Annotated in this window: 13 protein-coding genes; 3 read left to right on the top strand and 10 right to left on the bottom strand. The window is 67.3% G+C overall.

Annotation, left to right across the window (positions count from 1 at the left end; all coding sequences use genetic code 11):
• Positions 1-6: 6 nt before the first annotated feature.
• The 7 genes from G369_RS0101065 to alaS all read right to left on the bottom strand — a co-directional run bounded on the left by G369_RS0101065 (position 7) and on the right by alaS (position 8570).
• Positions 7-864 (bottom strand): alpha/beta fold hydrolase, encoded by an 858-nt coding sequence (locus tag G369_RS0101065; protein ID WP_019652118.1) that lies wholly within the window; start codon positions 862-864, stop codon positions 7-9.
• Between the two features lie 113 nt (positions 865-977).
• Positions 978-1526: a cupin domain-containing protein gene (locus G369_RS0101060; RefSeq protein WP_019652117.1), complete on the bottom strand. Its 549-nt coding sequence runs from the start codon at positions 1524-1526 to the stop codon at positions 978-980.
• Between the two features lie 45 nt (positions 1527-1571).
• Positions 1572-2387, bottom strand: coding sequence for an SDR family oxidoreductase (locus G369_RS0101055; RefSeq protein ID WP_019652116.1), 816 nt, complete (start codon positions 2385-2387; stop codon positions 1572-1574).
• Between the two features lie 31 nt (positions 2388-2418).
• Positions 2419-3402, bottom strand: coding sequence for a Bug family tripartite tricarboxylate transporter substrate binding protein (locus G369_RS0101050; protein ID WP_019652115.1), 984 nt, complete (start codon positions 3400-3402; stop codon positions 2419-2421).
• Positions 3403-3582: 180 nt separating this feature from the next.
• Positions 3583-4842, bottom strand: a complete 1260-nt coding sequence (locus tag G369_RS0101045; protein ID WP_019652114.1) for a D-amino acid dehydrogenase — start codon at positions 4840-4842, stop codon at positions 3583-3585.
• Positions 4843-4893: 51 nt separating this feature from the next.
• Positions 4894-5910: a 2-dehydropantoate 2-reductase gene (locus G369_RS0101040; protein WP_019652113.1), complete on the bottom strand. Its 1017-nt coding sequence runs from the start codon at positions 5908-5910 to the stop codon at positions 4894-4896.
• Between the two features lie 35 nt (positions 5911-5945).
• Entirely contained in the window at positions 5946-8570 is a 2625-nt protein-coding gene (gene alaS, locus G369_RS0101035) for an alanine--tRNA ligase (protein WP_019652112.1), read from the bottom strand.
• A 263-nt stretch (positions 8571-8833) separates the two neighbouring features.
• On the opposite strand from alaS, the gene G369_RS0101030 reads away from it, so the two are divergent.
• Together G369_RS0101030 and G369_RS0101025 are read left to right on the top strand one after the other, a co-directional pair.
• Positions 8834-9658: a ferritin-like domain-containing protein gene (locus G369_RS0101030; protein WP_019652111.1), complete on the top strand. Its 825-nt coding sequence runs from the start codon at positions 8834-8836 to the stop codon at positions 9656-9658.
• A gap of 186 nt (positions 9659-9844) precedes the next feature.
• Positions 9845-10159: a hypothetical protein gene (locus G369_RS0101025; protein WP_019652110.1), complete on the top strand. Its 315-nt coding sequence runs from the start codon at positions 9845-9847 to the stop codon at positions 10157-10159.
• Between the two features lie 492 nt (positions 10160-10651).
• Here G369_RS0101025 and G369_RS0101020 read toward each other — a convergent pair whose 3' ends face one another.
• The 3 genes from G369_RS0101020 to G369_RS0101010 form a co-directional block, all read right to left on the bottom strand.
• Positions 10652-10951 carry a hypothetical protein gene (locus tag G369_RS0101020; protein WP_019652109.1) on the bottom strand — a complete coding sequence of 100 codons (300 nt, stop codon included), beginning with the start codon at positions 10949-10951 and terminating at the stop codon, positions 10652-10654.
• Positions 10952-11232: 281 nt separating this feature from the next.
• Positions 11233-11670: a hypothetical protein gene (locus G369_RS0101015; RefSeq protein ID WP_019652108.1), complete on the bottom strand. Its 438-nt coding sequence runs from the start codon at positions 11668-11670 to the stop codon at positions 11233-11235.
• 362 nt (positions 11671-12032) lie between these two features.
• Complete coding sequence (locus tag G369_RS0101010; protein WP_019652107.1) at positions 12033-12959, bottom strand: SDR family oxidoreductase; 927 nt, start codon at positions 12957-12959, stop codon at positions 12033-12035.
• Positions 12960-13202: 243 nt separating this feature from the next.
• Between G369_RS0101010 and G369_RS0101005 the strand changes: the two genes are divergently transcribed.
• Positions 13203-13511 (top strand): helix-turn-helix domain-containing protein, encoded by a 309-nt coding sequence (locus G369_RS0101005; RefSeq protein ID WP_157773613.1) that lies wholly within the window; start codon positions 13203-13205, stop codon positions 13509-13511.
• Positions 13512-13579: the final 68 nt, after the last annotated feature.

Raw genomic sequence — 13579 nt, 5'->3', positions numbered from 1 at the left:
TTGCGGTCAGCCGGCGAGCGATTCGCGCAGCAGCTTGGCGACGGCCTGTGGTTGCTCCACATAGCCGGCGTGGCCCGCATCGTCCACCAATTCGAGCGGCACTCCGCACTGGCGCGCGACTTCTTCGCAGGCCGACGGCGGCGTGACCACGTCGAGCGCGCCGCAGGCCACGCGCACCGGCATGGGCGGCGGCAGGTCGGCCAGAAGGTCGGCGTTGCACAGCAGCTCGACCGCCTGGCGGTAGCCGCGGTCGTTCAGCCGAGCCATGTTCCAGCGCACCCACTGGCGGGCGTGCTCGGAGGCGTTTTCGGAAACCAGCCGGGCCGAACGCTTCGCGGCCATGCCTGCGATGCCGAGTTCGTCGAGCGTGGCGAGGCGCTCGGCGCGGACCCTGGCGCGGGCTTCCGCACGAGACGCCGCGCCGTAGCCGACGGCCGGGCTGACCAGCACCAGCCGGTGGACGCGCGCATCGCTGCGCGCGGCCGAGGCGGCGGTGATGGCACCGAGCGAATGGCCGACCAGTACGCACGAATCGATCTCCAGCGCATCGAGCAAGGCGCCCAGGCGCGCCGCGTAGTCGGCGGCGGTCGGCGCGCCGGCCTCGAGCGGCGTGGAGCTTCCGTAGCCGGGCGCATCCCAGGCAATCACGCGGGCCTGCGATGCGAGCAGCGCGGCGGTGTCGATCCACGATGCCGCGCCCGAGCCGATGCCGTGCAGGCACACGATGGCCGCGCCCCGCCCGCACTCGCGCACCGACACCACCGCGCCGCCGCCAACCGCGACATCGCGCGCCGGAAAGCGGGCGTCGAGCCGTGCCAGCTCGGAGGCCGGCAGGAGCGCATCAGGATGGGCAGCGTGGTTCATGGGCTGAGGGTCTTTTTTCGGGAATACCGCGGAACCGGCCTTGCCGGGCCGCAGGTACCGCCCCTGCAAGGGGGCGGCGGCCGCGCGGAGTGGGCGGGCCTGAGGGGTTCGCCTTATCGCTTGATCTTGGCGAGGGGGTGATCGGCCGGGTACGTCGGCGTCACCGGCTTCTTCGCGCCGAGCATCACGCACATCAGCGCGTCCTCGTCGCCGATGTTGATCTCCTCGCGGTACACGCCGGGCGGCACCGAGATCAGGTCGCGGTCGGTCATGATGGTCTCGAAGCGCTCGCCGTCCTTCTCGATCACCACCTTGAGCTTGCCGCGGATCAGGAAGAACACTTCCTCCACGTCGGTGTGCAGGTGCGGCGGGCCTTCGTGGCCGGCGGGGATCACCATGGTCGAGAAGGTGAAGTGCTCGGCGGGCACGGTGTTGACGTCGGCGGCGACGCCGGTGCCGCCGGTGCCCACGTAGCGCATCTGGGCGCGGCGGTACTTGGGGTCGAAGTCGGCCTGGAACTTCAGCGCGTCCCAGTCGTACTTGCGGGTCTCGTAGCGGGCGATGCGGGTGTTCATCCACTCCGCGAGGCTGCTGCCTTCGGGCTGGGCCAGCGTGCTGGTGGCCGCGGGGTTGATCTTCTGCTGTTCGGATAGGTCGCTCATCGGGTTGACTCCTTGGTCGGAAAAATCGGGTGCGTGGGTTCGCTCTCAGTGCATCGCGAAGCCGCCGTTGACGGCCAGCAGCTGGCCCGTCACGAAGCGCGCGAGCCCCGAGAGAAGGAAGACGGTGGCGCCGCACACGTCGGCAGCCTGCTGCTCGCGCGGGATGGCGCGGCCTTCGAGGTACTTCTGGTGGCGCGCCATCGGCACGTATTCGGTGGCCTCCACCAGCGTGAGGCCGGGCGCCACGGCGTTGACGGTGATGTCGTCGCCGCCCCACTCGCGCGCCAGCGAGCGCGTCATGGAAATGACCGCGCCCTTGCTCGACGCATAGGCCAGCAGGTTGGGCGCGCCCCACAGCGCGGTGTCGGAGGCGAGGTTGACGATCGCGCCGCGGCCGCTTTCGGCCAGCGCGGCGCGGCAGGCACGGCCCATGAGCCAGCTGCCGCGCACGTTGACGTTCATCACGCGGTCCCACACGTCGATCTCGAGCTGGTGTGCGTCGCGGCCGCCGGAGTTGGTGATGGCGGCGTTGTTGACGAGACCGTCGAGGCCGCCGAGCAGGCGGATGGCCTCGTCGGCGCAGGCCACCACGGAGCCCGGGTTGGCCAGGTCGACCGGCAGCGCGTGGGCGTTGCGGCCCGCTTCGCGCAGCGCCTTCGCCTCGGTCTCGGCCAGTTCGCCGAGGATGTCGGCCAGCACAACGCTCGCGCCCGCGGCGGCGACGCATTGCGCGAAGGCGAGGCCCAGGCCGCGCGCGCCGCCGGTCACGAGCACGCGGCGGCCGGCCAGCAGGTTGGCGGGCATCTCGGCGAGCAGCGCCTGCAGGCTCGAGGGGTCGGCGATGGCTTTGAGTTCGGTCATGGAAATGAGATGCGTGGGTCGGTCGTGCGGATCAGTCGGCCTGGATGCCGAGCTCCTTGATGACCTTGCCGAATCGCGCGTAGTCGGCGGCGTTGGTCTTGCCGAGCACGTCGGCGTCGCCGCCCACGGGCGTGGTGCCGAGCACGGCCATGCGCGAGACGATCTCGGGCATCTTCAGGATCTCGTTGAAGTGGCCGTTGAGCGTCTTCACGATCTCGGGCGGCAGGTTGCGCGGGCCCCAGAGGCCGTTCCAGGCGGTCACCTCGACGTCCTTGTAACCCTGCTCGGCCAGCGTGGGCACGTTGGGCGCGAGCGGCGAGCGCTGGGCCGAGGCCACGGCCAGCGGGCGCAGCTTGCCGCCGGCGAGGTACGGCACCACCGGCCCCAGCGTGACGAAGGTGACCGGCACGTGGCCGCCCAGCACGTCGTTGATGGCCGGTGCCACGCCCTTGTATGGAACGTGCGCAAGGCTGGCTCCGGATGCGCGGGCGAACATTTCACCCAGGATGTGCATCGGCGATCCGCTGCCCGGGCTCGCGTAGCTCAGCGACTTGCCGCCCTTGGCCGCAGCCACGGCGTCCTTCAGCGTGGAGAGGCCGCTGTTGCCGCCGGCCACCAGGAACAGCGGCTGGCTGCCCGTCTGCACGATCGGCGTGAAGCCGTTCAGCACGTCGTAGCCCGAGCCGTTGGTCTTGAGCACCAGCTGCGCGATCGAGAAGGTGCTGGGCGCGAGCAGCAGCGTGTAGCCGTCGGGCGCGGCCTTCGACACATAGGCGCTGCCGATGATGCCGCTGGCGCCGGGGCGGTTGTCCACCAGCACGGTCTGGCCGACGCGCGCCGACAGCTTCTCCGCGAAGAGGCGCGCCAGCGCGTCGGTGTCGCCGCCGGCCGGATAGGCGACGACCAGCGTGATCTGCTTGGCCGGGTAGCCGTCGGCTGCCCAGGCGAGTCCGGAGGCGCAAGCGGCGGCCATGGAAATGGCGGCGGCGATGGCATGGCGGCGTGTCGGTTTCATCGTGTCCGTCTGATCGAGGTTTGTTTCACTAAAGAAACAACGATTTATTAATGGAACGCCACGAAGAATATCGAAGAAGACAACTTCATGACTAAGGGAAAACCCGTATTCCTGTATCGCAACGAAAACAGGGCGGCCTTTTGGGGCCGCCCTGTTTGGATTGAGAGAGAGAACGAGGCCTCAGCCGCCGTAGCGCGCCACGGTGAGGCCTTCCATGTCGATCGCAGGCGCCCTGCCCTCGATCAGGTCGGCCATCACCCGACCGGTGCCTGCCGCCATGGTCCAGCCAAGCGTGCCGTGGCCGGTGCTCAGCATCAGGTTGGGAACGCGGGTGGCGCCGATCACCGGCGTGCCGTCGGGCGTCATGGGACGCAGGCCGGTCCAGAAGGAGGCGTCGCGCACGTTGCCGCCTCGCGGGAAGAGATCGGTCACGACGTGTTCGAGCGTGTCGCGCCGCCGCTCGTTGAGCCGCAGGTCGAAGCCCGAGAGCTGCGCCGTACCGCCCACGCGAATGCGGTCGCCCAGGCGCGTGACCGCGACCTTGAAGGTCTCGTCCATCACGGTGGACTCGGGCGCGCCGCCCGCATCGGTGATCGGTACCGTGATCGAGAAGCCCTTGACCGGATACACCGGCAGCCGGATGCCCAGCGGCCTGACCAGCGCCGGCGAGTAGCTGCCGAGTGCGACGACATAGCGCTCGGCGGTGAAGCTGCCCGCGTCGCTGCGCACAGCCGTCACGCCCCTGGCCGCGTCGTGCTCGAGAGCCTGGATGTTCACGCCGAACCGGAACTTCACGCCCTCGGCCTCGGCCAGCTTCGCCAGCGCCTGCGTGAACTTGAAGCAGTCGCCGGTCTCGTCGCCCGGCAGCCGCAGGCCGCCGACGAACTTGCCCTTCACCGCCGCGAGCGCCGGCTCGTACTGCACGCAGCCTTCGCGGTCGAGCAGCTGGTAGGGCACGCCGGAGGCCTGCAGCACTTCGACGTCCTTCGAGGTGCCGTCGAGCTGCTGCTGCGTGCGAAAGAGCTGCAACGTGCCCTGCATGCGCTCGTCGTAGGCGATGCCGGTGTCCGCGCGCAGCGCCTTCAGGCAATCGCGGCTGTACTCGGCGAGCCGCACCATGCGGCTCTTGTTGACCTCATAGCGCGCCTGCGTGCAGTTGCGCAGCATCGAGAGGCCCCAGCGCCACATGGCCGGATCGAGCATCGGCTTGATGACCAGCGGGCTGTGCTGCATCAGCATCCACTTGATCGCCTTGACCGGCACGCCGGGCCCGGCCCAGGGTGCCGAATAGCCGGGCGACACCTCGCCCGCATTGGCGAAGCTGGTTTCCAGCGCCGGCGCCGGCTGGCGCTCCAGCACCGTCACCTCGTGCCCGGCGCGCGCCAGGTAGTAAGCGATCGAGGTGCCGATGACACCGCTGCCGAGAATCAGGACCTGCATCAGAACAACCCCTTGAAACTGCCGAGATGCAGCCGAGGGTACAGGCCCCAGCTACAGGCCCAGCGCGTCCTGCAATTGCCGTGCCGTCCAGCGCTTCGGCTGCTGCGGCCAGGCCTCGAGCAGCGAAACCATGCGCGAATTGCGCGGCGCGCTCAGGCCGTGCTCGCGCGCGAGGCGCACCACCTCGCCGCTGAGCGCGTCGATCTCGGTGCGGCGGCCCAGCGCGAGGTCGTCGGCCATGCTGGAGCGCGCCTTGGCATCGATGCGCAGCATGCGCGCCGCGACGATGCGGAAGATCCAGTCGGGCAGCCGCAGCAGGCCGGCCAGCCGGTGCGCCGGCACCGCCGCAACCTGCGCGGGCGCGATGCCCGCAACCTTGAGGACGCCCAGCGCCTCGTCGATCAGCGAAGCGAAGCACCGGCGGTAGCCGCGCTGCATCAGCTCCTCGCGCAGCGGCAGGCCCGAGAGCGCGTTGACGGGGTTGTTGAGGTTGAGCATCAGCTTGCCCCACTGCACGGGCAGCAGGTCGGCATGCAGGTCGAGCGGCACGCCGGCGCGCTCGAACACCGGGACCCAGGGGCGCAGCACGGCGTCGTCTTCCGCAGCCAGACGGCCGCCGGTGCCGCGGTGGAAGGCGCCCGGGCCGATCTCGGCGACGTTGTAGGGAACCATGCCGGCGCGCACGTTGAGCGAAGGACCGGTCTGCGCAGCCGCCGCGCAGTTGGAGATGCCGTTCTGCAGCGAGATCACCGCCGTGCCCGCCGGCAGCGAGAAGGCCAGTTCGCCCGCGGCCTCGGCCGTGGCGCCGCTCTTCACGCACAGCAGCACCAGGGCGGGCTTCGCACCGGCGGGCACCTGCCCGCAAAGGCGCAGCGAATCGGCAGGCAGCGTGCGCTTCGCGCCGTCGATGTCGGTGAGCGTCAGGCCGTGCCTGGCGAGCTTCTCGAGCACGCGCGGACGGCCGACGAAGGTGACGGGCACGCCTGCGGCCGCGAGGCTGCCGCCGATGAAGCACCCGATGGTGCCCGCCCCCATCACAAGCACTTCACCGGGGATCGCTTCTGGCATGGGTGGCGTGCTCGTTCCGGTGGTGCTGCCGGCCGTCAGGCGCGTTCGGAGACCCAGGCCTGCACCGACTGCAGCGCGGCCGGAAGGCCCGCCGCGTTGGTGCCACCGGCCATGGCCATGTCGGCCTTGCCGCCGCCCTTGCCGCCGACCTGCTGGGCCACGAAGTTGACCAGCTCGCCGGCCTTGACCTTGCCCGTGCTGTCGGCGGTGACGCCGGCTGCGATCTGCACCTTTTCGCCGTCGACGGCGGCCAGCACGATGGCGGCGGTCTTGAGCTTGTCCTTGAGCTTGTCCATGGTCTCGCGCAGCGTCTTGGCGTCGGCGCCGTCGAGCTTGGCGGCCAGCACCTTGATGCCCTTGACGTCCACGGCCTGCGACACGAGCTCGTCGCCCTGCGACGACGCGAGCTTGCCCTTGAGCGCACCCACTTCGCGCTCGAGCGCCCTCACCTGCTCCAGCACCTGCGAGAGCCGGCCCTGCAGTTCGGCGGCTGGCGACTTGAGCGTGGCAGCCACGCTCTGCACGGTCGATTCGAGGTCCTGCAGGTAAGAGAGCGCATTCGCGCCGGTGACGGCCTCGATGCGGCGCACGCCGGCGGCCACGCCGCCTTCGCTGACGATCTTGAAGAGACCGATGTCGCCCGTGCGGCCCACGTGGGTGCCGCCGCACAGCTCACGGCTGGTGCCGATGTCGAGCACGCGCACGGTCTCGCCGTACTTCTCGCCGAACAGCATCATCGCGCCGGTCTTCTGGGCCGACTCCATGTCCATCACGCGGGCGTGCGTCTCGGTGTTGGCGAGGATCTCGGCGTTCACGCGCTTCTCGATCTCGAGGATCTGCTCGTGCGTGACGGGCGCGTTGTGCGCGAAGTCGAAGCGCGTCTTGTCCGCGTCGACCAGCGAGCCTTTCTGCTGCACGTGTCCGCCGAGCACTTCGCGCAGGGCCTTGTGCATCAGGTGGGTGACCGAGTGGTTGCGCATGGTGGCGGCGCGGCGGGCGGTGTCGACCGCGGCCTTGACCGTGTCGCCGACCTTCAACGTGCCCTGGGTCTGGGTGCCATGGTGGCCGAACACGTCGGCCTTGATCTTCTGCGTGTCTTCCACGCCGAACTGCACGCCTTCGGCCACGAGCACGCCCTGGTCGCCGACCTGGCCGCCGCTTTCCGAGTAGAAGGGCGTGGTGTCGAGCACGACGATGCCGCTCTGGCCTTCCTTGAGCTCGTCGACGGCAGAGCCCTCGACGTACAGCGCGACGACCTTGGCGCTTTCTTCCAGGCGCTCGTAGCCGGTGAAGGTGTTGCCCGCGCCGGCGTAATCGACGTTGCGGTCCATCTTGAACTTGCCGGCGGCCCGGCCCGCGGCCTTCTGCTTTTCCATGGCGGCAGCGAAGCCGGCTTCGTCGACGCTCACGCCGCGCTCGCGGCACACGTCGGCCGAGAGGTCGAGCGGGAAGCCGTAGGTGTCGTGCAGCTTGAAGGCCACGTCGCCAGGCAGCGTCTTGGCACCGCCGGCCAGCGCCGCGTCGAGGATTTCCATGCCGTTGGCCAGGGTCTCGAAGAAGCGTTCTTCTTCGGCCTTCAGCGTGTCGGTGATGCGCTTCTCGTCGGCCACCAGCTTGGGATAGGCCTCGCCCATGAGCCTGACGAGCTCGGGCACCAGCTTGTGGAAGAAGGGCTTCTTCTGGCCCAGCTTGTAGCCGTGGCGGATCGCGCGGCGGATGATGCGGCGCTGAACGTAGCCGCGGCCTTCGTTCGACGGGATCACACCGTCGGCCACCAGGAACGAGGTGGCGCGGATGTGGTCGGCGATCACCTTGAGCGAGTTGTTCGACAGGTCCTGCGTGCCGGTCGCCTTCGCGGCGGCCTTGATCAGCGCCTCGAAGATGTCGATCTCGTAGTTGCTGTGCACGTGCTGCAGGATCGCGGCCAGGCGCTCCAGGCCCATGCCGGTGTCGACGCAGGGCGCAGGCAGCTTGACCACGCTGCCGTCGGGCTGCATGTCGAACTGCATGAACACGTGGTTCCAGATCTCGATGAAGCGGTCGCCGTCTTCCTCGGGGCTGCCCGGGGGGCCGCCGGGGATGTGCGGGCCGTGGTCGTAGAAGATCTCGGAACACGGGCCGCAGGGGCCGGTGTCGGCCATCATCCAGAAGTTGTCGGACTTGTACTTGCCGCCCTTGTTGTCGCCGATGCGGATCACGCGCTCGGGCGGCAGGCCGATTTCCTTGGTCCAGATGTCGTAGGCCTCGTCGTCCTCGTGGTAGACGGTGGCCAGGAGCTTGTCGGCCGGCAGCTTGTAGACCTGCGTGAGCAGCTCCCAGCCCCACTTGAGCGATTCGCGCTTGAAGTAGTCGCCGAAGCTCCAGTTGCCCAGCATCTCGAAGAAGGTGTGGTGGCGGGCGGTGTAGCCCACGTTCTCGAGGTCGTTGTGCTTGCCGCCGGCGCGCAGGCAGGCCTGGACGGAGGCTGCGCGCTTATAGGGGCGCTTGTCGGTGCCGAGGAACACGTCCTTGAACTGCACCATGCCCGAATTGGTGAACATCAGCGTCGGGTCGTTGCCCGGCACGAGCGGGCTCGACGGGACCGCCGTGTGGCCCTTGGAAGCGAAGAAATCGATAAAGGTCTTGCGGATGTCCGCGACCGTGAATGTGGGCTGGCTCATCTTTGGATTCGTCTTCTGCCGTCGAGGGCGGCGCGGCGATGGCGACCCTCATGTCGAACCCACTGCGGCGAACCGGCCTAACTGCTTGATTTGCTTGAACAAACGATTATAGGTTTGGCCATGCCGCCCACGCCGGGCAAGGGCTCCCGGACGACACCACGATCCGCGCTCCAAGGCTAATATGTGTCCTGGCGCAAAAAACGAGAACCAACGACGGTCTGCGCCATCCGTACTTGTACGGACAAAAAGATCAAGGAGTTCGCATGGCAAGCCAAGATGCCGAGAGGCACTGGACGATCGAAGACCTGGATTTCTCGCGCATTGCGCTCGACAAGGTACGCCCGGACGAGAACCTCTTCTACCTGGTGACCTCCGCCTCCTTCATCGAGAGCGGCTCCGACCTGTACACGCACAACCTGGTCGACTTCTTCAAGGGCGACCAGGAGGTCACCGACTGGCTCTCCCAGCACTGGGAGCTCGAGGAACTGCAGCACGGCAAGGCCCTTCGCGCCTACGTGCGCCACGTGTGGCCGGAATTCGACTGGGACACCGCCTACCGCAACTTCCTGGAGGAGTACGCGACCTACTGCAAGGTCGAACTGCTCGCCCCCACCCGGGGCCTCGAGATGACCGCCCGCTGCGTGGTCGAGACCGGCACCGCCACCTACTACCGGGCCATGGCCCGCAGCACCGACGAGCCGGTCCTGCAGGATCTTGCGACCCGCATCGCCACCGACGAAGTCAACCACTACAAGCACTTCTACCGCTACTACCGGCGCTACCGAGAAGAAGAGAAGCTGGGCCGCCTGCGCGTGCTGGGCACCATCGGCCGGCGCACGCTGGAGCTCAAGAGCGAGGACGCCGACTGCGCGATCCGCCATGTGGTCAGGACGCGTTCGCCGGAGCGCGCCGACGACATCGCCTACGTGCAGCGGCTGAGCGCCGACATGAACGGCACCATCCGCACCCACCTGAGTCCGGGCACCACGCTCAAGATGCTGATGCGACCGCTGGAACTGCCGGCGAAGGTGCAGACCGTGATCCAGTACCCGATAAGGCAGTTCATGGAGCACGTGTTCCTCCGCTGACTGCCGCGCGGGGGGGTCGCGCATGGCGACAAACCGGAACGCCGATTCCATTTCGCTCAACAGGCGCTTGGCTAATATTTCCGGCCCCCTTCTATCCAGACAGAGGCAAGGCCTGAGACCTTCGGACAAGCGCGGTCGCATGCGCTCCCGGCAAGTCCGCTCGCGGCCTTGTTGCATGCGCGTCCGATGTTCGATCACACAGCCAACCGCGAGCAGCTCTACACCGTCCGTCTGGAGGGCGCCAACCTCACCATTCGCGACCTGATGGAGGTGCGCTTCACGTTCCTGCGGTTGCTCGAAGAGCGCATCGGGCCCTCTTCGCGCCTCCTGAAATGCCACCGGGCATGGCAGAACCTGCTCGAATTCGGCATCGATTCGATGAGCGAAACCCAGATCACCCATGCCCGCATCTGGCGCGAGGCCTGGGAGCATGCGAGCGAGGTCGCGACCCCGCTGCTGAGCCAGCCGCAGACGACCACCTTCCGCTTCGAACTTTTCTGAAAGGAGAAGGGAGAACGAAGGCGCCACGCAAAAAAAACCCAGCGCGAAGGCTGGGCTGAACCTCTTGAGTGCTGTCACGCACAGAGAACTCGCACTTCAAGCGAGCCCACAAAATCTAGGGCTTCATGTGCCGCAGCCTTGTCGGACGGGACCGACACTTCGGAGCGACTAGTCCGGCTGATGGGCATTCGAGGGCTGGGCAACCCCGCAAAACTGCCAACTAGTTCACGGTCTGAGGAGTGTCCTACGGCGACTGCCTGCTCCCGGCTGACACGGCCTGTCAAGGCCGGCAACGACGATACCGATGCTGTCACGCAACAGGGCCGCATAAAAGAAGAGCTCTCTGTCAGTACTTAGAGCATGCCCCCGAGGGGCACTCGCAACCCGCTCCGGCGGGTATTTTTTTGCCCGTGCGGGTATGCGTGACAGGCGCACGCAACCAACGCCCCGACCATGCCGGGTGCCTGGCGTGCCTGCGCCGGCCCGCAGTGCTCAGATCGCCGAGCTCAGGCCGGGCTTCCGGCTCCCGTCCAGCGAATACAGCTGGGGCCGCTCGTCCGGGGAGCCACCAGCTTCAGCCGAAGGCCCTGCCCCATGCGCCGCGCCCTGAGGCTGGCGATAGAGCTCGTTCTCAAGACGCCGGACGCGTTCGGCGTACATCCTGGCAAGCGCGCTGTGGTGCTCCGCCGCAGCCTGGTGCTCGATGCGCGCCATCTGCGCCTCTTCCAGGAGGGCTGCCGCGCGCCGCAGGTACGCGGTGTGATTCGGTCGAAACAGGAAGTCGAACGTCATTTCACGCTCCTTTCCGCAGGGATGCGGTGAATTGCATGTTCCTCCCCGAGGGCAGCGCAGTCTGTCGGCGCCCGCCTACCCTGCACCTACCTTTTCCAGCATTCGATCCCGCCCAGATCGCCTAGCACAAGCCGATGACGGGTTTTCCCGTTCCGATGGGGACAATGCTGTGGAAAACTGTGTGTGCATCGCTCGGAAGCGTTGCTGGGCGTGGCCTGCAACACGGTGCCCACCAAAGAGGCAGCGTTCGAAAAATATTTCGAGGGCGAGCGCAGAAGCGCTTATCCGAGCTCTGAGCGCTTGCAGTCGAAGACCTTGCCGGGCTCGATCGTCCGCAACGTCGGCACCTTGCCGACGAACACGACACCCGCACTCGCCAGCCGCCATTCGCCGGCCTTGTGCAGCCTGAAGAGATGCGTGACTTCGGCGCCGTCAGCGGCAATCGCGTTGAACACGTAGGCAGGCTCCCCGCCCGGGGCCTCCTCGATGCCGAGCAGGTCCGCCCTGATCTTGCCCATGGTGTCCGCGTCCTTCGTCCTTTGACGCACCACGTCCATGTTGACCGTGCGCGAGTGGTCGTCGATGGCGATCCGGCGGATCCAGGAGGCCGGGCCTGCGCCGGCAGGAGCAGGAGTGCATGTGATGCTGCCAGCGAAGGCCGAGCCCGTGGAGAGGACGAAGAAGGCTTTAAGGGCGATTTTTGCGGACTTGGGGTTCATGCTCGGTGGGCGTTTTGGGTCGAATGGCCCGCGCGGCAGCGCGAGCCTCGAACGACATGCATCTGTACTCCAGGTTGTCGTCGACGGCAGGCTTTCGATCGGCGGCTTGTCAGATGCGGGTGCAGTTCGATGGTAAGAGCACACCCGCCGGTGAGAACACCGCAGTTTCACTGAAAACCTACGCCAAGAATCAGGCCTCGGCTGGCTCTTCTTCCGCCGCGGGCGCTGCGTCGTCAATCGCGGGACCTGTATCGATCACGCTCACTGACCGCCGCATCAAGCCTGCGCTTCTGGCTTTCAGCATTGCCGCCTGCCTGAGCCTCCTTGTGCGCCGACGGCGCAGTCATCATCGCGGCAATTGGTTATTGGGGCTCGCCATCGCAAAGAAAGTCCCGCTGGTGCAGACGTATCCATGTCTGCACGTCGGTGGGTTTGAATTCTTCCAAGCCACTTTGAGGCGTGCAAGGCCGGGACAGGATCGAGTCCGCCTCTTCAGGGTGGGCCTCGAAATATCGAAACTTCGAGCCAATGCGCTTCCCCATTCCCGCGCCCATGGTGGCATCTACCTCACGTTCGAACACGTCAATGGCCTGTGCGCGGTAGGCGACGGGTCGGCCAAGACCTGCGGAGATACAGGCCGCAAGCTCATCGCCATCAAGACTCTGCGGCCCCGCGATGCGGTAGTCGCCCGTGGCGCTGCACTCCAACAACTCAACCGCTGCACGGGCGCAGTCATCGACAGATGTCCAGGCAATGCGCTGAGAGGCTGCGATCGGCGGTGCGAAAACCCCGTCTTCGATGATCTCCCGGCGTGCCGACGGTTTGAGCAGGTTGTCCAGGTACATCGTGGGCCGGACCGTGACGCAGGCCAGACCGGCTCGCCGCACGGCATCTTCGACGCGGGCGTTGCCGACGAAACTCGGTTCGGCGCACTGAGTGGGCCTGCTCGCACTGGCCAGCTTGAGCACGATGGAACGCAGGCCAGCATCGACCAGCGCGGTGGCGGCACGGGCCGCCTGGGCGGCCATCGTGTCGGCAGGGCCGGTCGGCACCTGCAGCACGGCATGGCCCACTCCGGCACTGGCGGCGCGCAAGGCCTCTGAATCGTCGAGGTCGGCTTCGACCCATTCGACTGGGCCCGATGGCAACGCGTCGGCTCGGGCGCGGTCACGCACCAGAGCTCGCACTCGGAACCCCCGAGCCAGCGCGGCGCGCACGACGGCACGGCCCTGTACGCTGGCGGCCAGGTGAATGAGAACGATGGGTTTGGAGGGATGCTGGATGGTCATGGAATGGCTCCGTCAACAAGGACCTGAACGAGCCACTCACCGTCAATGGCACTGGACAGGCCCGCAAAGCGCACGGCGGCGCGGGACTGTCGGGGGTCACGCACTGCGTGCGCGGCCAGAGCTTTCCTTTGAAGAGAAGGAAAGGGCTTGGGCCTACCCAGACCAAGCCTGCCATTTCGACGTGTGGAGTGTAGCCGCGGCCCGTCGGGTGACGGTCCGGAGACCTTGGAGGCCGGCCTGAACATGATCACGCTCGCAGCAGGCCGCGATGCTCGCGATGGCACGCGGACTCAGCAAAGCGAAGCGGTAGCGACGATGTCCATCGGCAGTCGCATCAGCGAGCAGAGATGCGAGATTGGCTGGAGCCAGGTTCGGCTGGCAAACGAGGCTGGTGTGGCGCAGAGCGCCATCGGCAACATCGAGTCCGGCCTGAGGCAACGCCCGCGGGAACTCGTGTCCATCGCCAGGGCGCCTGCGGGTCTCGCCGGAATGGCTGGAGACTGGCAAAGGGCCGAAGACCGAGCGAGCGCCGCTCAAGCGCGTCGGAGCTGATGCCGAGCCGTCAGTGCGAGCGCTGGTGGAGTACCTGGCCCAGATCGCCGCTCAGCAGCGGCCGACTC

It is taken from the genome of Variovorax atrisoli 110B (assembly GCF_000382045.1).
Classification (GTDB): Bacteria; Pseudomonadota; Gammaproteobacteria; order Burkholderiales; family Burkholderiaceae_C; genus Variovorax; species Variovorax atrisoli.
This window is presented reverse-complemented; position numbering and strand designations above follow the sequence as displayed.

Excerpts from the sequence above, each read along its gene's own strand:
- G369_RS0101065 (WP_019652118.1), bottom strand. The coding sequence starts at position 864 with ATGAACCACGCTGCCCATCCTGATGCGCTCCTGCCGGCCTCCGAGCTG.
- G369_RS0101060 (WP_019652117.1), bottom strand. The coding sequence starts at position 1,526 with ATGAGCGACCTATCCGAACAGCAGAAGATCAACCCCGCGGCCACCAGC.
- G369_RS0101055 (WP_019652116.1), bottom strand. The coding sequence starts at position 2,387 with ATGACCGAACTCAAAGCCATCGCCGACCCCTCGAGCCTGCAGGCGCTG.
- G369_RS0101050 (WP_019652115.1), bottom strand. The coding sequence starts at position 3,402 with ATGAAACCGACACGCCGCCATGCCATCGCCGCCGCCATTTCCATGGCC.
- G369_RS0101045 (WP_019652114.1), bottom strand. The coding sequence starts at position 4,842 with ATGCAGGTCCTGATTCTCGGCAGCGGTGTCATCGGCACCTCGATCGCT.
- G369_RS0101040 (WP_019652113.1), bottom strand. The coding sequence starts at position 5,910 with ATGCCAGAAGCGATCCCCGGTGAAGTGCTTGTGATGGGGGCGGGCACC.
- alaS (WP_019652112.1), bottom strand. The coding sequence starts at position 8,570 with ATGAGCCAGCCCACATTCACGGTCGCGGACATCCGCAAGACCTTTATC.
- G369_RS0101030 (WP_019652111.1), top strand. The coding sequence starts at position 8,834 with ATGGCAAGCCAAGATGCCGAGAGGCACTGGACGATCGAAGACCTGGAT.
- G369_RS0101025 (WP_019652110.1), top strand. The coding sequence starts at position 9,845 with ATGTTCGATCACACAGCCAACCGCGAGCAGCTCTACACCGTCCGTCTG.
- G369_RS0101020 (WP_019652109.1), bottom strand. The coding sequence starts at position 10,951 with ATGACGTTCGACTTCCTGTTTCGACCGAATCACACCGCGTACCTGCGG.
- G369_RS0101015 (WP_019652108.1), bottom strand. The coding sequence starts at position 11,670 with ATGAACCCCAAGTCCGCAAAAATCGCCCTTAAAGCCTTCTTCGTCCTC.
- G369_RS0101010 (WP_019652107.1), bottom strand. The coding sequence starts at position 12,959 with ATGACCATCCAGCATCCCTCCAAACCCATCGTTCTCATTCACCTGGCC.
- G369_RS0101005 (WP_157773613.1), top strand. The coding sequence starts at position 13,203 with ATGATCACGCTCGCAGCAGGCCGCGATGCTCGCGATGGCACGCGGACT.